The sequence below is a fragment of the Paenibacillus sp. J2L1-98 genome, from assembly GCF_056269405.1.
The window spans coordinates 555,529-575,025 of sequence record NZ_JBWDNW010000001.1; the positions used below are offsets into that span (position 1 = coordinate 555,529).

Genomic DNA, 19,497 nt, shown 5'->3' on the forward strand with positions numbered 1-19,497 from the left:
GAGATAACGCTTCGGAGGACAAATTGGTTTGATCTGTAAATCTATTTTTTTGAAAGAGACGAATGATGGACCCCCACTTACTAACCCGTCAATAAGATAGTCCAATAAATCATAAGCAAAAAGCAGCCCATTTCCCCGAAGTGAAATAGACTGCTATCGTAAACATCATATGAAACTATTCGATATCGTCGTCCGAATTTGAATCAAATTGATCCGTTTGATTATGCTTGCGGCCGAGCGGTCCGAGTGGACCCCGTGGGCCCTTGCCTCCGCTGCGGTTGCCTCCTGTACGGTTGCCCCTGCTTTTGCCTCCGCTGCGGTTGCCTCCTGTACGGTTGCCCCCGCTTTTGCCTCCGCTGCGGTTGCCTCCTGTGCGTTTGCCGCCGCTTTTACCTCCGCTGCGATTGCCGCCTGTACGGCCGCCTCTGCTTTTGTCTCCGCTGCGGTTGCCTCCTGTGCGTTTGCCGCCGCTTTTGCCTCCGCTGCGGTTGCCTCCTGTGCGTTTGCCGCCGCTTTTGCCTCCGCTGCGGTTGCCTCCTGTGCGTTTGCCGCCGCTTTTGCCTCCGCTGCGATTGCCTCCTGTGCGTTTGCCGCCGCTTTTGTTTCCGCCGCTTTTGCCGCCTTTACGGCCGCCTCTGCTTTTGTCTCCGCCGCTTTTGCCGCCTTTACGGCCGCCTCCGCTTTTGGCTCCGCCGCTTTTGCCGCCTTTACGGCCGCCTCCGCTTTTGTTTCCGCCGCTTTTGCCGCCTTTACGGCCGCCTCCGCTTTTGTTTCCGCCGCTTTTGCCGCCTTTACGGCCGCCTCCGCTTTTGGCTCCACCGCTTTTGCCGCCTTTACGTTTGCCGCCGCTTTTACCTCCGCTGCTTTTGCCGCCTGAGCGGTTACCTGAAGATTTTTTTTCTTCCTTTTCCTTATCCTTTGGCATTGCTTTACCTCCTCATAGAAGCTACTTACAACATATGAATGAGCTCTATGATTCGTAACTAGTCATCTGATGATTTTATAGAATAATAGATTCATGCTTAGTTTACAGAGCGAAACATCGAGGTAAAGAACATTCTCTACCTGTTCCGTGCAGTAACCAAAGGCTTGATCCTATTAAACCCAAAAAAACGACACACCTGAACGTTCCAGGCTGTCGTATACTAATTGCGAATAAATCGTTTCATAGTTTCCCGACCCGTCTGCATTAGCATATATGGCAAATTCATCGGAAACATAGCGATTCTCTACACAATTCACGCTATAATCGGGTATTTCCGGAAAGTTAGAGTCGTTCAGCATTCCTTCATGGACTTCGGCAGAATGGCTTGCCCCGCAGGCTGTTGAGGAATTTTGACGCATTTCCCCTTTGCGTCATACCGCCATCCGTGATACGGACAAACGATACAATCATCCACCACTTTGCCTAGTGATAAAGACGCCCCCGGTGTATGCATAAATCTTTAAAGGCTTTAATCCCTCATAAATCAGTAAAAATTAGTTGCAATTTATCCCTTATCAGCGCCAGCCGTTAAACCGTCAACCAAGAAGCGCTGCATAATGATAAATACGATTGTAATCGGTAACGCCGTTAATACGCAGCCTGCCGCAAACGTCGTAAATTCGGTCGCAAACTGGCCGGCGATCATATCGAACAAACCGACCGCAAGCGTTTTTTTCTCAGGGGATCGCAGCACCAGCTTCGCGAAAATAAAGTCTGTGAACGCTCCAGTGAACGTCATTAACGCCGTATACACAATAAGAGGGGTTGACAACGGCATGACAATCCGAAAGAAAATGGGCAGGTGCCCCGCTCCGTCAATTCGTGCAGCCTCAACAAGACTTTTCGGAATCGTGTCGAAATAGCTTTTCGAGAAAAGGAAAAACAACGGGGCTCCCGCGGCATACACAATAATGATGGCGGCGTGCTTATTAAGCAAATCCATCTGATTGAGCAAAATATAGACGGCAATCATGCTCATAAATCCGGGAAATAAGCCAAGAACCAGCAGGATGCTCATTAGGTTTTTTCTTCCGGCGAATCGGAACATCGAAAAGGTATAACCGGTTAACAGCGTTAAAACTGTACCGATTATCATGCTTGCCAAGGCTATTTTGAGGGTGTTCATGTACCACTGGGCAAACATAAATTTTTTAAACAAGTCTAAATAGTGTACGAACGTAAGTGCGGACGGAATGACAGTATCGCTGTACAATGCATCGCCGGTACGCAAAGAAGATATCGTCACCCAAAGAGCAGGATACACACAGAAGACTGCAATTAAAACAAGTACAATATAACTGAACGTCAGCCAAACCGACCTTTTTGTTTTACGTATCATTTAGATGGCGTCCTCCTCTTTGAATGCTTTCGTGCGGCGTACGTTCCATATAGCAAATACGGACAGTATGATAAAGATGAATATTCCGATTACCGAGGCGAAGTTGTACTGCCCTTGCTCCATCGAAAGCTTATACAGCCATGAAATCAAAATGTCGGTATGCCCCGCAAATTGATAATCCTCATTGACCGGCTGTCCATCTGTAAGCAGGTATACCACATTAAAATTATTGATATTGCCGACAAATTGCATAATAATCAGCGGAGCCATCGAAAACATAACCGACGGAAATGTGATCAGGCAAATTTTCTGAAAACCGTTCGCACCATCGATATCCGCCGCTTCATACATGTCCTTCGGAATTGTAGAGAGAATCCCGATGATCATCAACATTGAAACCGGAAAGCTTAACCAGAAGTTGACGAGTATAAGCGTAACTTTCGCCCATAGCGGATCGGAGAGCCAGGGAATTTTTTCAAATCCGAGCAAGTTCAAATATTGGTTGACCGGTCCGAATTGCCCGTTAAAGATGTTTCGCAGAATTAATGTCGAGACAAACATCGGGATTGAAAACGGCAGAATAAAGATCGTCCTCCAAAACGCTTTAAACCGGATCCCTTTCTGCTCGACAAACAAAGCCACGGCGAATCCGCCAAAGTAACCCGTTAATGTTGTAAGTAATGCCCAGATAAAGGTCCATGACATAATGCCGTAAAAGGTGTGACTCCAGGTTTGGATCTGGAAAATATCTTTGAATGTCTCAAATCCATGCCAATCAATTAAATTTGCCGGAGGCATTGTATCTCTTGTAAAGTTGGTAAAAGCAACCAAAATCATAAATATGATCGGCATGATCGTAAAGAAAACAACGCCGATCATTGGAATGGCCAGTACGATGTGGGGAAAACGGTATGATGCGACAAAGTTCATTGTTTGTCTAAATGTATTCGGCTTCACGCCTTCTTCTCGGAGTTTGCCGGTCCGGTAGGCGTCCTTAATACTGAGGACATACAGCCAAATAAGAACGATCATTATAAATATGGTAATCAGACCTTCAATCATTAAATAAATCGAATGGTCCCCCATAACCTGCTTATATAATTTCCCTACCTTTTTCAGCTGAGTTTCGGTTTCGCCAAGGGTAACGACTCCCCAAAACGCATGAGGCAGCTTCGTTATGGCCGTATAAACCCCAAAGACATAACATGCCAGCATTAAAATACCTTTTATATACTGCCGGTTATAAAGTTGGCCTAAGCCCATAATTAGGGCGGACATTATCGCGGCAATCTTGCTATACCTACCGGGTTGTCGATGATATTTATTTTCCATTACCAGCTCCCTCATCTGATACCAACTCCAGTTCCAGTTAAATGGGATCACCCGAAAAAACATCCGGGTGATTGCTCTTTCATTATTCAAGAAAAATATTGACTACTATTTCTGGTTTTCAATGCTGCTCTTTATTTTTGCCGCAGCTTTGTCCAGCGTGGTTTTGATATCAGCGCCGTTCCAGATTGCATCCACCGCGGGATCCAGGTTTTGCCATACGAATTTCGTTTCGTACAGGTTCGGAACTCTGTGGCTGTTCTGGATTTGTTTAAAGAATCCTTGAGTGATTTCATCCTTGCGAATATCCGATTCGATTCCATTGGCTACAGGAATGACACCGGTCAGCTCATTGTTTTTGATTTGCATTTCCTTTGTCGTAATGAAATGAGCGAATATTTTCGCAGCGTTTGGATATTTCGAATACGAGCTGACATAATACGACGTATAGCCTGCAAGAGGTTTCGCCTCCTCGCCGCCCGGCAGCTTCGGCATTGACAAAACGCCTACTTCAAACGGAAGGTCGCCGAACTTCCCGATATTCCAGCTTCCATCCATGTTAATCGCTACTTTGCCTTGTTCCCACAAACCTGATTTCACGTCTCCCGTTATGTCTGACAAATTGATTGGTATAATTTCTTTAAGCGATCTGAAAAATTCCATGCCTTTTACAGAGCCTTCATTGTTTAGGCCAATATCGGCCGGGTCAGTTTCACCGTTGCCGAATATATAACCGCCATACCCCGTCATAAAGGCAACATCAAAGAATGAAATTTTGCCATCAAACAGGAAACCGAACCGGTTGTTTTGCACATCGTTAAAACTTTTCGAAAACACAATGATATCGTCCCAGGTCTCCAGCTTGGCGTCCTTTACCAGCTCTTTATTGTAATATAGGGAAAGTGAGTAAACGTTCCAAGGATAACCATATAACATGCCATCAAACGTTACTGCAGCGATCGATTCCTTACTGTTCGTCGTCTTTGTATCTTCTTCATAGTAGTCATTGGGTAACACGAGGCCGGCTTTTACTGCTTCAGAAAGTGCTTCATTCTGAAGCCCGAATACGTCAGCGCCGGTGCCTGCCGGTCCGTCCGTCGACATTCGGGCCACACTGTCCCAGTACGCGACATTTTCTACTTTCACCTTGATGTTGTATTTCGTTTCAAATTCTTTCACGGCATGATCGGCAAATGCTTTCTGGTCATCCGTATACGTCCACCATTTCAGTTCCGCACCCGGTTCAGGCGTAAATTCTTCTGTTGCGGCAGCTTCGTTCTGACCGTCGGTCCCAGTGCTTGAATTACCCGTGTCCGTTTTGCTGCCGCATGCGGCCAGCGAGATGGTCAATGCGATGGAAAGTAAAAGAAGGCTCAATTTTTTCATCATGGTCTCTCTTCTCCTTTTTTTGTCTCTACTCATCTATTCGAAATCGTTCAAGTTGTGGAAAATCAGTTTTTCACTGTCATGCAACTCCTCCTAATATGAATTCGGTTGTCGAGCCGTGACTTAAGGATGGACTCGGAGTTCGTCCCCAATTCGGGGCATCCCTTTCAAACCCGCGATGCGGGGCAGCGACGAAACCACAATGTCGAGCGACACCTTGTTCAAGGTCTGATAGATATCCGGAAGGCTGTCAAACCTCCATTCACCCATCCCTTCAGCCGGATTGGATATAATAACTAAGCACGAATAATGAATGCCAGCCATACGGGAGTAAGCGATCTCGGTACCAATGCTCATGGTTACGAAGTCGCCGCCCAGCTTCTGAAACATTCTGATCTCAGCGGGAGTTTCAAAGCGCCCTGCAGCAGCCTGAACGGCAACGCCACCCTTGTGGACATCGATACCTGAAAGAGCATCATCCCGCTCCAGGCAGCTCTTCGTCTCGCTGACCAGTATGTCGTCGAGCAGCGGATCGGTAGCTGGCGTATAACGCGGCAGGATCATCCCTTCTTCATGGAAGATCGATTGCGGCAGCGAGCGGGGACGGTCGATGTTGAAATCCATGAAATCGTCGGGAACGACAAAATCACGGACTTTCATGGCTGGATTTATAGCGCCGGCTGTCGCACCGCCGATTGCCTCCCGCACCCCTAATTGATACAGCGCCACCCAAGTCTCCACATACTTTCCGTCTCCATGATTATGTACATAATAAAAGGATGTGGTTCCCGAGCGGCCGCACCAAATTTCGCCTGAGCGGCCGAAAGGTGTCTCGACCGTGAAAGATTGGTCGTCCAGGAGACCGGACTCCAGCATCATATTTTGAAGATAAGTTCCTCCTATAATTGCGATTTGGGCATGCCCTGGCCCAGGCTTCGTCATCTTTGTATTCATATCGTTAGTCCCTTCTTTGTTATATTCATACAACTCCCCCTTACGATGATTTCGTGCGGGAGAATTCTTGCTTCCTTCAAATAGCCTTCTTTCTGCTGAATCTGCTTGAGCAGCATTTGTGCCGCTTGTACTCCGAGCTCATAGACCGGTTGACGAACTGTCGTGATGCCCGGACGGTAAGCTTCGGAAATCGGAATATCGTCAAATCCCATGACCGAAATATCTTCCGGCACCCTAAGCCCGCTGTCTTCTGCTGCTCGAATGGCCCCAATTGCTACCATGTCGCTTATGCAGCAGATTGCCGTAGGCAAGTCCTTCTTACTGAACAATTTCATCCCGTTCTCATATCCGGATTTAATATCATAGTCTTGTGGATAAAATAACTCCTCATCGTATTCAATTCCGTGATCAGCCAAGGCTTGCTTGTATCCTTCCAGCCGCCGTAAAACCTGATAATATTCAATAGGCCCGCCGAAAAAAGCGATTTTACGATGTCCCGATTGAATAAGAAAACGGGCTGCATCATAGGTAGACTGTAAATCATCGATGTTAATGCTGGAAAATCTGCCCTCACTGTCCGTATGGCTTGCAAAAATAACAGGAATGGTATGGTCCTCAAAAAATTCAATATGTTGTGGCTTAGGAACGGAAGTTAACAGAACAACCCCATCCACATATTTTTCTTTTAAGATCTTTAAATAATGAAGCTCTATATCCAAATCGCGCTTCGTGTTGCAGAGTAGAGTCGTATAATTGTGTTTAAAAAACTCCTCTTCAATTGCTTGAACAAAAATCGAAATAAATGGATTGTCTATTTCGGGAATGAGGACACCGATTAGTTTACTTTCCTTCATAATGAGAGTGCGTGCAACAAGATTGGGCTTAAAGCCAAGCTCTTCCACTACCTTCATTACTTTTTCTCTTACCTCCTGGCTAACCGGTTTACTCTTATTTAGCACACGCGATACTGTGGCAATTGATACATTCGCCTTCAGGGCAACATCTTTAATTGTTATATTCATACCTTCACATCCATTTCTCATTTCAGGAAAACCTTTTCCTAAAGATCAAAAAAATATCTATTACACGATTACTCAAACCAGTCTTGTTTCTTTTAGGAAAACCTTTTCCTGAAAAGCAAAAAAATTATCCTGATTTCCCTTTTACAATCACCCCTCGTTTCGATCTTTAATAGATATATCGATCATACAATCACTTATTTTCAATGTCAATATAGTTAACATTAATTTATGTAATTAATTAAAATTAGAACTATTATGTTACTATACATTACATGAGATGGGGTAAAGTCTGAAGTTTAATTGTAATGAAGGCCGATTACACTTAAGTTCCCTTTCTTTAATCAAAATAAACGTTATATTTCCTTACATTAAATCCATCCACTTACTTGGTATCCTTTAGCGCCGTTGCGCAAAAAAAAAGCCCCGGCATAGCGGCCGGGACAGTCGTTTATTTCGCATTTCGTTTGATTAAGGTTTGATTTCAAAATAATCGATGGTGCCGATCTCCTGACCCGCAACACCTTCAAACGTAAAGTATATGTTTTGCGTTCCGACGGTTGGCGCGATCGGAACATTGGAAGTGATCCAGTTCTGCCATCCCCCGGTAGAAGTGACATTGAACGTGCCTATAATGGTACCCGTAGAGCTTCCCAACCGTATCCTCATCTTACCTGAACCGGCAGAGGCGACCCTGAAATCGATGCTTTTCATCCCCGTAAGATTGTTGTTGCTGTAAGCGGCCCAGTCGCCAGACTGCAACGAACCGATTTTCAGCCCTGTCCCGGTTTCCGACAAAGTCTGGTTCGCAATCCCCATTTGCGAACTGTACTTCTCGGCTTCTATCCTGACTGGAGAAGGAACTTTCAACGAAAGGCCATCCCCGGTGAGGTGAACATTTTCCAATCCGGCATGTGCCGTCTTCATGATGCTCACCATATCCGAATACGGCTGATCCTGCTGATTGACCAGGCCGATGTTGTAGCTCTCGCCGTCCGGACGCCCGGTAACCGGCTGATCGTAGTAGGCATACCACCCTGAGCCGACAAACAACGGATGCGCGGCCTGGCTTTCCGCAAAAGCTTGGTAAGCCAGCCCTCTATCCCTTGTGCTTGTTGTCATCGTAGCCGTACTGATATAAGAAAGTCCGCGTTCGGACGAGCCGAATGAATGTTCCAGATTCAGCAGGGGCTTTCCGAAATCTTCGTATCTGGAAATCCAACTCGCATCTCTTGAATAACTGTCCACGGAAAAGGCATCTACAAACTCCATAGCTGCTTGATCCCAATCCAAGCTGGTTCGCCAGGTAGGAACGATAGACGTGCCCAGGAACAAATGGCTCGGATCGTATTTTTTGATAATGTTCCTGATCATGGAATAGTATGTTCTGGATGCCAGCCTGATATATTCCGATACATCGACCGAGGGAACTTTGGCGATATCGATCGGGATATCTTTCAAAGCGTCAAACGATGCAGCATTCGTTCCCAGAATCTTGTTGACGGCGTCGAGTTTGCCGTTATATCTTGGCGCAAGAAAATCCACGAATGCGCTTTTTGCCGGAGAGTCCGAAGAATACGTCAGCACCTGTGTTACGATATCGGCATTCCAACCCGCTTCATTATCGTAGGAATAGCCGATCAACCACTTGCTGTATCTCGCATTTTGAAGCTGTGTCTTCAGTGTGTTCTCGATGATGGGCCCGCTCTGCGGGTCAAAAACGTCGTACGTCCATTGTATCCTTCTCAAATTCCAGGGGTCATGCAGCACTTGAATGTACGGAAACGTAATGTTTTTCGGTTTGGTCCACTTGCTGAAGGTGTTAAAGCCCCACTGGATCAAACGCTTCTTCGTTATATCCTCCCATTTCGACTCATATTCGCTTCCATATTTTTTCATGACATTGGCGACGACGAAGCTGACGTATTCACCGTTGTCATCTCTGGTGTAGGCGGGAGCGTAAGCGGTCCGGTCGGGCAGTTCCTCAAAAATCTGCTTGGAGGTGCCGTCCGGTTTCAGGATAGGCGTCTTATATCCGGACTCCCATAAACTGGTTGCATCCACTCCTTTAACAATAAAAGGATATCCTTCCGGCGTAATAAACCACCATTTGCCGTTGATTTTTTGAAGCCTGAAGTACCCGGTACTTGCTTGCTTTCCTAAGCTTTTAATGCCTCCATATTGATCATATTTTGCGGGATCCAGCGAAACATTCGCCAAGGCAACGGCCTCATTCGCATATTCCATCCTCAGCTGCTCGGCGGATGTAACTTTTCCCGACCAGGCTTCATTCATCCATTGACCGAACTTGTCCGTCAGCAAGGCCTCCTTCTTCAACTCATCTTTCAATACTTCCGTGGTAATAGCCGGTTTCGGATTTTTCCCTTCAACGCCCGTACCTTTATAAATCTCAACTTCCGTCAGCGGAATATGTTGATAGGCTTGGGTACGCCTAATGTTCAGTACGATAAACCTGACCGTCTTGTTTGACATCGGAACGGTTACCGAATAGTTCAAATCGGTCCCCTTTCTTACGTGTCTGGTTGCAATGTAATACCCCGTCGCCGACTCGGGACGGTACTTTACGGTAATGTCCTTAAATCCCCAATATTTGTTGGGTGAATTCAGCACCAAGCGAATCTGGTCCAAGGGGTAGTCCTTCATCAGGTCAATAACCACATTAACAGTCGCGGGAGATGTCGCGCTCCCCATCCAGCCAGCGTAAGCCGGGGCTCCGTCGAACAACACGCCATTTGTCACGGATACAACCCCGGTCCCCTTCCAGTCGGGGGAGTTCCCTCCGTTAGGAGCATGACTGTAGACATAATTCCCTGTTTTTAGCAGAGAGCCTTCCCCTTCAACTTTACCGATCGGAACTAAAACTGATGTGACGACAAATGCCAATAAGAACGTCAAAACAACGCTTCGATTAAACCTAAAGCTTTTTTTCATACCATCTATCCTCCTCTTAGTCATCTATCGTCATTTCGAACGGTTATTTTTAGTGTTAAATTTTTTTATTTTTCATCGTGTAATACAATACCGGAAGAGCTGCGAACGAGAAGCCTGCACCATCAACCCGGTACCGGTCTTGAAATACAGAAAAAAAGCCCCAATGGAACAGGATCGGCTTATCCTGGTCGTTTGGGGCTTGAAGCGGAATATACACTTTACTGCCTCACTGATGTGTGGTGTCATAATTATTGAGAAAACAGCAGCGAAAAACGTTGATTTATCAAGGGGTATTATCATGACTATTTGATGGCCTTGGATTACAAAAAAACAGCTATTTATTTTAGGGAAGCGATATGATCAATTCTTTAATTTTATCGTTATCGAATAGGAACAGATGTTTAAGGAGGAGCGGATCGGGAAGATTGGATTTATCAAAGTCTCCGTCTACCTTTGCAATTACGAGAACGTTACCATTAAAGTCTTCCATATCCATTTCCACTACCTCATAGTTAACGTTAGGCCCAAATACATCCATATTGCACCATGATCTAATGGCGTCAATTCCTTTGATTTCACGACCGGCGTCGGAAATCAAAGCGTTATTATCGAAAGCGAAAATAAATGCTTCAATCTGAGATTGGTTCACTGATTTAAAGTAAGTTTCTACTGCGGCTGGCATGGTTTTTTTGGGTTTCAATTTCAAATAACCTCCTGTGGATGAGCATGTTGTGACCAGTAAGTTACAAATAATCATAATGGATATAATCTGACAACAGGGTGTCATATTATATTTTGAAATGTAAATTTCTTTTTAGTAAATCCAATTCCAACAGCACCTGTTCCCGGATGTGCTCCGGCTCTATTTGCTCGAGAAGCGAGCCGAATGATAAGAGATAGCTGATTAGCCAGCTCCCTCCAGGAACATGAGTTACAATGTCAAATGAACCGTCATCATTGCTATGGATTGCCATTTCACTGAACTCATCAAATACCCGATAGGCTCCAGCAGCAGAAATTGTTAGACGTAATTCTATCGCAGCAACAGGTTCATTTGAATCTGAATATGCACAAGCCGTTGAATCCTCCTTAATTTCAAAATGGATATGTGTACAAACGATTCGAGAGCAAACACGTCTAAACAATCAGGAATGTGGTGTCGTCTATACCCGCAAAATAGATGAACGCTCCGTCTTAAAAGTGGATTGCAAAGACGTAGTCACTCCACTGGATCAACCTGAACTATATTTCAGAGGACTCGCTAATGCACTTGAGAAAGAAGGGACTATTATGGCTCTTCTATGTGGCTGTATATATCCGCTAAAAAATTATGAGTCCACAGAAAAGATCCACTACAGCAGCCTTTATACTTCTATTTCTAAATCGGATTTAAATTCCTTACCATCAGGTGTTCATGTTGATTCGATCCCAGAAGGTACGTATATGTGCATCGCCTTTAAGTGGTCTAAAACCGAATATTATGATCATTTCTGCAAACTAAAAAAAGCCTATTATTCATCAGGCTTTTCAACAGAAAATAATGTATACGAAGTTTCGCTTCCAAATAATTATGATTCTCCAAACGATAAAGACTTTATAACCGAGCTCCAAATACAAATAGAAGGGCATTCGGTTAAGTCTTCTAGGCATCGGAGCCCAAACGCCATGAAGCAATAACTCTTGGAATTGCAATAAATAAATCCTCTTTTACTGACGACAGGACGTCCCCCCCTTACGTATACACCTTAGTAGATAATGAAGAGAACAGAATCCCTCATATAAACGATTAGATCGTAATATGCTTAAATAAAAACGCGACGCAAAACTGCTTGAATAGCAGTTTTGCGTCGCGTTTTTCGCGGCAGCCTACTCATGGAGTATTGAGCTAAAGTGACCACTGGATAATCATAAAGTATTACTGTGGACCAACTACGGGATGAGGAGTATACAGTTCTTCCAGCGACGCAATTTCATCCTGTGTTAACGTAATCGAAAGAGCATCTACCGACTCTTCGAGATGGGCCATTTTCGTAACACCAATAATTGGAGCTGTCACAGGTTCTTTCTGCAGCAGCCAGGCAAGGGCAATTTGCACGCGTGGAACGCCGCGTTTTTCTGCGATTGTGGCCACCCGATCTACAATCAAGCTGTCAATATCTGCAGTTGCATCGTATTTCCATTTCTGAGCTTGGTCGGTTTGGGAACGATAGGTTGTTTCCAACCAATTACGCGCCAATCTACCTGATGCGAGAGGGCTATATGGAATAACACCGATTTTTTCCTCCCTACAAAGCGGCATCATCTCTCTCTCCTCTTCACGGTAGATGAGGTTGAGATGATTCTGCATGGATACAAACCGGGTCCATCCATTTTTCTCCGCTACATGTAACGCCTTAAGAAACTGCCATGCGTACATGGCAGATGCACCGATATATCTTGCTTTCCCTGCCTTCACCACGTCATGCAAGGCTTCCATCGTCTCTTCAATGGGCGTACTGTAATCCCAGCGGTGAATCTGGTACAGATCGACATAATCTGTACCTAATCTTTTAAGGCTTTTATCAATTTCACTCATGATTGCTTTTCGGGAAAGACCTGCACCATTGGGTCCTTGATGCATTCGGAAATGAACTTTCGTTGCGATGACGATTTCATCTCGGTTGGCATATTCCTTCAAGGCTCGTCCAACAATTTCCTCACTTGATCCAAGTGAATAAATATTCGCCGTATCAAAAAAATTGATACCAAGTTCCAACGCCCTTTTTATAATCGGACGACTATTCTCTTCATCAAGTATCCACGGATGTGTCCACCGCTCGGCTACACCAAAGCTCATACAGCCAAGACAGAGCCGAGAAACATCCAAGCCGGTATTTCCTAGTTTCACGTATTCCATAAGATTTCCCCACTTTCCAGGTCATATTATTCCTTCATATGTAGTTCTCTCCGATGATTGTTTCCTGTAGATAGCTGATATTATCTCACTTGGAGTTAACTCCAAGTCAAGAGATATTTTATTCACGTGATGAATAGTGATTCATTTCCTTTTACGTTCCTCCCCACATATTAAAATCACACAAAAAATGCTTACCATTTGAAAGAGCTAATGGTAAGCATTTTATTTTTTGATATCAGAATCTTTTTGAAAGGAGACCCGTAAACAACCGGTTCTCCTTTCATTCACATACTGTATCCTTGATTATTTAATCCAAAATGTGGAGTCTTCCATGTTCTTTACAATAATAAAATTATTAATTTTTGACTCTGTCTTGGAGAGTTAACCCTGAGATATTGAGCGGCTGAGCCAATCTTGGAAATGTGTCGTAGTGATGCTCACGGGTCTATCGCCATTTGGAACGAGAGATTGATCATTCACCTCTACGGATCCGTAGTAGAGCGCGTTGGCGTCTGTGACAACCTGTCGTTTGTCTTGAGTTACGTTAAAGTATTGTCGAACGAATTCGTCCATACGAATCTGATCTGGACCAGCCACATCGACAATGCCATTCACTGGCGCTTCAAGTGTGAAATCGGCCACCGCGGCTGCAACATCATCCGAAATAATAGGCTGCATAAGGGCGGAAGGCAAACGAACGGTTTCCCCGTCTGTAGCCACATCGGCGATGCCGCCGACGAATTCGAAGAACTGCGTCGCGCGGACGATCGTATAAGGAATCTTGGAATTCTGGATTAGCTCTTCTTGAGCCTTTTTCGCACGGAAATAACCACTCTGGAGAAGGCGTTCGGTACCAACGACCGACAACGCAACATGATGACTTACTCCAGCGGTTGCTTCAGCTGCAAGGAGATTACGAGTAGACGTCTCAAAGAACTCCATAACTGCCTGGTCCTCCCACGAAGGCGCGTTTGTCACGTCGACGACAACCTGTGCGCCGCTAAGCGCTTCTGCTAGCCCTTCACCAGTGATCGTATTGACACCTAAGGAAGGTGATGCTGCCACTGCCTCATGGCCACGCTGACGAAGGTTGTTTACAAGTTTTTTCCAATAAGCCCACTGCCGCCAATAACTACAATCTTCATATTAATCCTCCTAGTTGTTGTAGCCCATAAAGAGCTAGTAATGTCTAAACATATATTCTATATAGGTTCTAAAGTGCTTATAAGAGTGAACTATGCTTTGCTTCTGTAACTGATTAGCTCAAGCCAGCTTTGTTCAAACCGTATGCGGCGTCAGCTGTGCCCGGTTCCGTTTTGAATGCTACGTTAATACGATTCCAAGCATTAATCGCCATAACAGAGAATGTCAGATCCGAAATTTCTTTCTCAGTAAACTGACCACGAACGCGTTCATACAGCTCATCGGGCACACCATGCTCAGGCAGCTTGGTCAGAATCTCGGTCCATGCCAGCGCAGCGCATTCACGCGGATCAAACAGCGTCGACTCCCGCCAGATCGAGATGTGGTATAGGCGAAGCTCGCGCTCACCATGAATCTTGGCTTCCTTAACATGCATGTCCAGGCAGAAACCGCATCCATTCATTTGTGATGCTCTGATGTGAACGAGATCGAGGATCTTCTTTTCAATTGAGCTTTTATTCTCGGCCAAGCTGAACTCTACCATTTTTTTGAAAAGCTCTGGAGATTGTTCCATATAATTTACCCGTTGCGTCATAATTGTATGCCTCCTAATTTTTTTTTACACTGTTAAGACAATTGACAACTTCAATGTGTGACATAAACCAAATATCTTTTTTATAATTTGATAGTTCAACATCGCGAGTACGATATCGTGTTATTGCTTTTACCGTGTTCTCTTTTCAAGTGATATAATGAGCTCCTTCAATAAATTCTTGGCTGGCGTAAGGGATTCCGGAACTGCCCCCATACTTACATGCTGACATGAATTCCGGCTGCACATCCCAATGGTAATTGTTTGTTTTTTAGTCTGTGTAGATTGGCCCAGTTTGAATTCCAGTGGTCCCTCCTTTAATTCGACGTAACCAATTGGCTCAATAATGCCTACTAGGCAAACAGGACAATTACTCAAGGTGTCTTCACCCCTTTCTTTGTTCATAATTGTTTGATATTAATAAGGCAATTGGTGATGTGAAAATGTGACATAGTTCAGAGACTTAATTTGAGGGCGTTTGACCATGAAGCGTGCCTCGGATCAGCCATTAATGACCGTTGTAAGTAAACAAATAAAGATTGCCTTCTTTCCGGCCTCTCTGGCCAGGTGGTTGGCAATCTTTTTCAAGTTTTGTCGCGTTATTCGTGCATTCTCAGTTAAATTGCTGCAATTTATCCGGATTTACAATCAGGTAAACCCGTTGGATGGCCATCATCTGGATATTCCAATCAAAACAAATGACCCCAGTTGAAATCCTATCTTTGGTTATTAATATACCTGGCCTATGATTGACCTCTACAAGCTGCGCTTTAGAGTTAGGCAATTGTTTTGACGAAAGAGCGTTCAATATGATGAGCACTCGTTCCTTATTGTAAATTGGATTAATCGCGGCAGACACTTTTCCTCCGCCATCAGCAATGAAAATGACATCTTCAGTTAACATGTTCACCAGGGATTGAATGTTACCGTTCGAAAGAGCAGCAATGAAACGGCCTACCATTTCCTTTTCCTCATGAAGATGCGATGAAAGCATTTCATCTTTTTCATCGGATGCATCTACTTTTTTCTTGACACGGCTGTAGATCTTGCGGCAATTGACTTCTGTTTTGTTGAACATTTCTCCAATTTCACGATGTTCATACGCGAACACTTCTCTTAAAATAAACACCGCTCGTTCCAAGGGTGTCAGTTTATCCATAAGAATAAGAAATGCATAAGACATCGTATCCTGACGCTCAACAGTATCTAATGGACTATGCTCGATCAGCTGCACGGTTGGTTCTGGAAGCCAGTTGCCTACGTAGCTTATTCTTTTTTTTCGTGCTGAATTTAACTCGTTGAAACAACGATTGATAATCATTTTACTTAAGTACGATTTATTATTTTGAATGTTTTCGTTTAATAATCCATACATGCTGATAAACAAATCTTGAACCATATCCTCTGCATCCGATCTAGAACCAAGCATGCGGTAAGCAATTGCAAATAAATGCGGCTTGTAGGTCCTATACAATTCTTCAATGTTATTCGATGACGGTTCAATGGTATAATTTTGCATAACACCCGCCCCTTCTCTAGTTGGTTAAAACACGTCTTTATAGCTTACTATTAGAAAAGATGAAATGGTCCACGATTAAAAAAATGGTCATTAATTAGACAATTGACGAAGTTCAAGTGTGACACAAATTTCAACAATTTTTCTATTCAAAATGACATTCATCTAAAAAATTCAGCCGTTTTCGCCGAGGCCACTGAAAAACTGGGACAGCCAAGAGAGACAAATAAAAAGACAACCTTCATTCCCATTTTCGGGGTGATAGGGTTGTCTTTATTTCCTGATTCCCGTTTCCAAAAGATTCACCTTTACGTTCAATTTAACGTTCAACGTTCGATATTCTTTTTTCCATTCCTCTTCGTTCCAATTTCGCGTTTTACTCCTAACAAAATCCCCTAATCCGAGCGGGTCGATCCCTTCTTTTTTAAACAATTGAATGAGATCCATTCCAGTTGTGGTAAGATCCTTTTCGAAACGGTCTTTTATTCTCCGCTGCTCTTGTGTTGGAAAGTGAACTCCCTTTGAATCAAGAATTTCACCGTTTAGGATAAGGTATATCGTTACTTTTGGACTTTTCGCATCTTTCCCGACTCGATAATTCACTTTTGAACCGACAATTACTACTGCGATGTAGGATCCATTGTCCAGCGTTGCTTCAAGAGTACCGTGCTTTACATTTTGCAGAAGAAGTTTCATGACTCGCATCTGCTTTTCGTTCAGTGACATTACATACTTGTCATCCTTAAATAAAGCTAAACCGGAAATCACAACTTGATCTTTTTGCAATTTAAGGAGAGGTAAAAAAGGGTCCATTCCTTTGCCCAAATGGGCCGTATCATCGGGGCAAATATGCGTTTTGAAGGACGGGTCCCCGACTGCGTTTTTTGCGCCGGTCAACCTGTGGTCATTTTTTATTACTTATGAAGATTATTATTTGCCATGGATTATTGCTTCAATATTACGGTACGGATACCACTAAGCTTCAACAAATGATCGAAGATAATTCCAACTCCATCTTTCCACAGACGATCGGGACCGAAAGGCCTGATTATGTTGCTTAACTTGATCGAATTGCACATCCTCTATGCGCTGAATGCATGTATTTAAATATTGTTCGTTCGTTACTCCCTTTATGTAACAAATCGCAACTCTCGACTTGGAAATACTCCCCACAGCGAGCTCTTTTATGCGGAACTCAGGAACAGGAACTCGCTTGCGAATCAAGTTAAGATTGACGTCCAATGATTCAACAAAGGCTTCTTTCGGTCCTTCCACGGTGAATTCGATTTCGGGTGTCGTTACGCTGCGACCATTGGATGCGGCGGCATTGACCAAAATACAATGATGGCTTTGATGGCCATATTGAATAGCGACATTCCCCCGCAAAATTTTGTTTTGAATAAGATCCCAATCGATGGATATTTCTTTTTCCGCTACGGGGATCAAGTGGTACAAATCCTCAAAGGATATGTCCGAATTGTTGCTCAGGCAGCCCAGGATATGCTGGTGCAAGACTTTTGACTCCGTGAGAGATTTAAAATAACCGATGAAAAAAGGCGCAGTAATCGTTTGATGTTCGTAGCAAACGAAATCCGATGATTCACTAAGCTCCTCCCATAACCGAGGGACTGAATTCATTTCTAACCACTCTTTTCCTAATTTCAATTTCTCAAGTTCATTGTCTCTTTTCAAACGGATAAATATGACAGAATCAAAGCACGGTACCGTTCTACGTCCTTGGTACTTTGTCTTGGTGTAGAGCCAGAATTTCGTCCTTCTGAATACGGCGTGGATTCGTCGCACGGCTTGCGTTCTACGCATAACCTTTCACTATTATCTGCTGTTCTATAATTGAGACTAAAATAGCAGACAAAAGCTGTCACTTAATGGATGAATGTGTCATTGTTATACTTTAGGCCCCGCATGACAAAATCAATGGTATCCTCAATGGCGGACTCACGATCGTTCGATTCCTACGGATAATATCGATCCGCGGGGAATTAAGCACGATCTCCTGATTCAGCACAATGATCAACTCCGGTTCTTCATAAGGAACCGCATCACTTCCCGGATGATTAATTCATGTGGTATTCCATAATAAATCAGAAAACGGAGCCCGCTTCACCCGTGCGGCTCCGTTTTTGTTGTTCCAGAATTTATTAGAATTTGAAAAGCACTGTAGTGAAGATCGCGGTTTATTTCATAATTCGTTAGAAAATATTATATTGCCCTGAGCCCGTTTCCCTCGATGATGACATCCATCATTAACTATCCTCGAATCCCCAAGCGCGAGAAGATTTTCGCATCGCTTTAATATCTTGCAGAGGAGGTAGACCAAAAAGCCTTCGGTATTCCCGATTGAATTGTGACGGACTTTCATAGCCTACTGTCAATGCGGCCATCGTTGCCCCTATGGGACCGCTTAACATCAGGCGCTTGGCTTCCTGAAGGCGAAGCTGCTTCTGATACTGCAAAGGCCCCATTGTTGTGATCGCTTTGAATTTATGATGTAGTCCGGAGGTACTCATGTTGCAGGATTTTGCGAGTTCCTCAACGGTAAAAGAACGTGCGTAATTTTCTTTGATCCATTGAATCGCCTTACCGACTCCATCCGCTCTTTGATCAAAAAGCACCTTTTGGAAAAATAAATGACCAAAATCACTCGACAGTAAGTTAAAAATCATTTCCTTTTTGATCAGTTCGGACAGAAATCGAACTTCTTTAGGCTTTTCGATTAGCTTCAATAATCGGAAAAATATGTCTAGCAGTTCGGCATTCGATTTTCCGATGAAAGCTCCGGCATTCAGATCTTTCTCTTTTGGTTCCGTAATGATTTCCGCCTCCATGACCACAGAAGCGATTTCTTGCGTCGTAAAATCGATACGCAAACCGATATAAGGCGATTCTTCCGAAGCGCCGATGACTTGGGCGGAAGCCGGTATATCGATCAGCGAAGCCAAATAATCACCCGCTGAGTAATGAAAGATATCTTGACCAAGGTAAAGCTTCTTAGTCCCTTGAAGGATCAGACAAAAGGAAGGAGTCAAAACACCTGGATTCCGCAGCGTCTCGCGACTGCTTCTGATAATGGAAAGAAACGGAACATCGGTTGGCGTCCGTCCTTCCGCCTTGGTAATCCGATCCGTCATGGCAATGAGCTGATCCAACGGTTTCTTATGAATAGAAACACTCTTTCCATAGCTAGCGCGGTTATCCCGTCTTTGTTCCGGCATTTATTCCATCCCTCCTATCTTTATCTAAATTATAAAGGCATTGAAAAAGATTGCAATGCAATAGAACTATGAAAAAAAAGTAACTTGCAGCTTTAGGCAAATTTTAAGCAGGAACGGTCTACTTCCTTCCGCCGATTCCATCCATAATATTCT

At 44.1% G+C, this 19,497-nt stretch carries 20 protein-coding genes; 1 reads left to right on the forward strand and 19 read right to left on the reverse strand.

Going from position 1 to position 19,497, the window contains the following annotated elements; translation table 11 throughout:
• Window positions 1–175: 175 nt before the first annotated feature.
• The 17 genes from AC0YNZ_RS02640 to AC0YNZ_RS02720 form a co-directional block, all read right to left on the reverse strand.
• Window positions 176–925, reverse strand: coding sequence for a hypothetical protein (locus AC0YNZ_RS02640; RefSeq protein WP_475825134.1), 750 nt, complete (start codon window positions 923–925; stop codon window positions 176–178).
• Window positions 926–1,098: 173 nt separating this feature from the next.
• Window positions 1,099–1,344, reverse strand: coding sequence for a hypothetical protein (locus AC0YNZ_RS02645; RefSeq protein ID WP_475825528.1), 246 nt, complete (start codon window positions 1,342–1,344; stop codon window positions 1,099–1,101).
• Window positions 1,278–1,439: a Rieske 2Fe-2S domain-containing protein gene (locus AC0YNZ_RS02650; RefSeq protein ID WP_475825135.1), complete on the reverse strand. Its 162-nt coding sequence runs from the start codon at window positions 1,437–1,439 to the stop codon at window positions 1,278–1,280. Before AC0YNZ_RS02650 ends, AC0YNZ_RS02645 begins: the two co-directional genes overlap by 67 nt.
• Before the next feature lie 51 nt (window positions 1,440–1,490).
• On the reverse strand, window positions 1,491–2,324 hold the full coding sequence (locus tag AC0YNZ_RS02655; RefSeq protein WP_475825136.1) for a sugar ABC transporter permease: 834 nt from the start codon (window positions 2,322–2,324) through the stop codon (window positions 1,491–1,493).
• Entirely contained in the window at window positions 2,325–3,539 is a 1,215-nt protein-coding gene (locus tag AC0YNZ_RS02660; RefSeq protein ID WP_475825137.1) for a carbohydrate ABC transporter permease, read from the reverse strand. It abuts the gene before it with no gap.
• A 222-nt stretch (window positions 3,540–3,761) separates the two neighbouring features.
• Window positions 3,762–5,042, reverse strand: a complete 1,281-nt coding sequence (locus AC0YNZ_RS02665; protein ID WP_475825138.1) for a sugar ABC transporter substrate-binding protein — start codon at window positions 5,040–5,042, stop codon at window positions 3,762–3,764.
• A gap of 120 nt (window positions 5,043–5,162) precedes the next feature.
• Entirely contained in the window at window positions 5,163–5,993 is an 831-nt protein-coding gene (locus AC0YNZ_RS02670) for a phosphorylase family protein (RefSeq protein WP_475825139.1), read from the reverse strand.
• The gene (locus tag AC0YNZ_RS02675; RefSeq protein ID WP_475825140.1) at window positions 5,990–7,015 is read right to left on the reverse strand and encodes a LacI family DNA-binding transcriptional regulator; all 1,026 of its coding nucleotides are present in this window, start codon (window positions 7,013–7,015) and stop codon (window positions 5,990–5,992) included. The genes AC0YNZ_RS02670 and AC0YNZ_RS02675 overlap by 4 nt, the downstream gene beginning before the upstream one ends.
• Before the next feature lie 468 nt (window positions 7,016–7,483).
• The gene (locus AC0YNZ_RS02680; RefSeq protein WP_475825141.1) at window positions 7,484–9,964 is read right to left on the reverse strand and encodes a carbohydrate-binding protein; all 2,481 of its coding nucleotides are present in this window, start codon (window positions 9,962–9,964) and stop codon (window positions 7,484–7,486) included.
• A 55-nt stretch (window positions 9,965–10,019) separates the two neighbouring features.
• Window positions 10,020–10,181 carry a hypothetical protein gene (locus AC0YNZ_RS02685; RefSeq protein WP_475825142.1) on the reverse strand — a complete coding sequence of 54 codons (162 nt, stop codon included), beginning with the start codon at window positions 10,179–10,181 and terminating at the stop codon, window positions 10,020–10,022.
• 126 nt (window positions 10,182–10,307) lie between these two features.
• Window positions 10,308–10,664, reverse strand: coding sequence for a nuclear transport factor 2 family protein (locus AC0YNZ_RS02690; RefSeq protein ID WP_475825143.1), 357 nt, complete (start codon window positions 10,662–10,664; stop codon window positions 10,308–10,310).
• Window positions 10,665–10,752: 88 nt separating this feature from the next.
• Window positions 10,753–11,109, reverse strand: a complete 357-nt coding sequence (locus tag AC0YNZ_RS02695) for a WCX domain-containing protein (RefSeq protein ID WP_475825144.1) — start codon at window positions 11,107–11,109, stop codon at window positions 10,753–10,755.
• A gap of 770 nt (window positions 11,110–11,879) precedes the next feature.
• Window positions 11,880–12,860 (reverse strand): aldo/keto reductase, encoded by a 981-nt coding sequence (locus AC0YNZ_RS02700; protein WP_475825145.1) that lies wholly within the window; start codon window positions 12,858–12,860, stop codon window positions 11,880–11,882.
• A 381-nt stretch (window positions 12,861–13,241) separates the two neighbouring features.
• Window positions 13,242–13,925, reverse strand: coding sequence for an SDR family oxidoreductase (locus AC0YNZ_RS02705; RefSeq protein ID WP_475825146.1), 684 nt, complete (start codon window positions 13,923–13,925; stop codon window positions 13,242–13,244).
• Window positions 13,926–14,118: 193 nt separating this feature from the next.
• The gene (locus tag AC0YNZ_RS02710; protein ID WP_475825147.1) at window positions 14,119–14,598 is read right to left on the reverse strand and encodes a carboxymuconolactone decarboxylase family protein; all 480 of its coding nucleotides are present in this window, start codon (window positions 14,596–14,598) and stop codon (window positions 14,119–14,121) included.
• A gap of 610 nt (window positions 14,599–15,208) precedes the next feature.
• Entirely contained in the window at window positions 15,209–16,114 is a 906-nt protein-coding gene (locus AC0YNZ_RS02715; protein WP_475825148.1) for an RNA polymerase sigma-70 factor, read from the reverse strand.
• Between the two features lie 270 nt (window positions 16,115–16,384).
• On the reverse strand, window positions 16,385–17,008 hold the full coding sequence (locus tag AC0YNZ_RS02720) for a Ger(x)C family spore germination C-terminal domain-containing protein (RefSeq protein WP_475825149.1): 624 nt from the start codon (window positions 17,006–17,008) through the stop codon (window positions 16,385–16,387).
• Between AC0YNZ_RS02720 and AC0YNZ_RS02725 the strand changes: the two genes are divergently transcribed.
• Window positions 16,968–17,090, forward strand: coding sequence for a spore germination protein (locus AC0YNZ_RS02725; RefSeq protein ID WP_475825150.1), 123 nt, complete (start codon window positions 16,968–16,970; stop codon window positions 17,088–17,090). The genes AC0YNZ_RS02720 and AC0YNZ_RS02725 overlap by 41 nt on opposite strands.
• Here AC0YNZ_RS02725 and AC0YNZ_RS02730 read toward each other — a convergent pair.
• Together AC0YNZ_RS02730 and AC0YNZ_RS02735 are read right to left on the reverse strand one after the other, a co-directional pair.
• The gene (locus AC0YNZ_RS02730) at window positions 17,087–17,776 is read right to left on the reverse strand and encodes a spore germination protein (protein WP_475825151.1); all 690 of its coding nucleotides are present in this window, start codon (window positions 17,774–17,776) and stop codon (window positions 17,087–17,089) included. The two genes, AC0YNZ_RS02725 and AC0YNZ_RS02730, sit on opposite strands and share 4 nt — an antisense overlap.
• Before the next feature lie 599 nt (window positions 17,777–18,375).
• A complete protein-coding gene (locus AC0YNZ_RS02735) occupies window positions 18,376–19,344 on the reverse strand; it encodes an AraC family transcriptional regulator (RefSeq protein ID WP_475825152.1) in 969 nt (322 codons plus the stop codon).
• Between the last annotated feature and the right edge of the window lie 153 nt (window positions 19,345–19,497).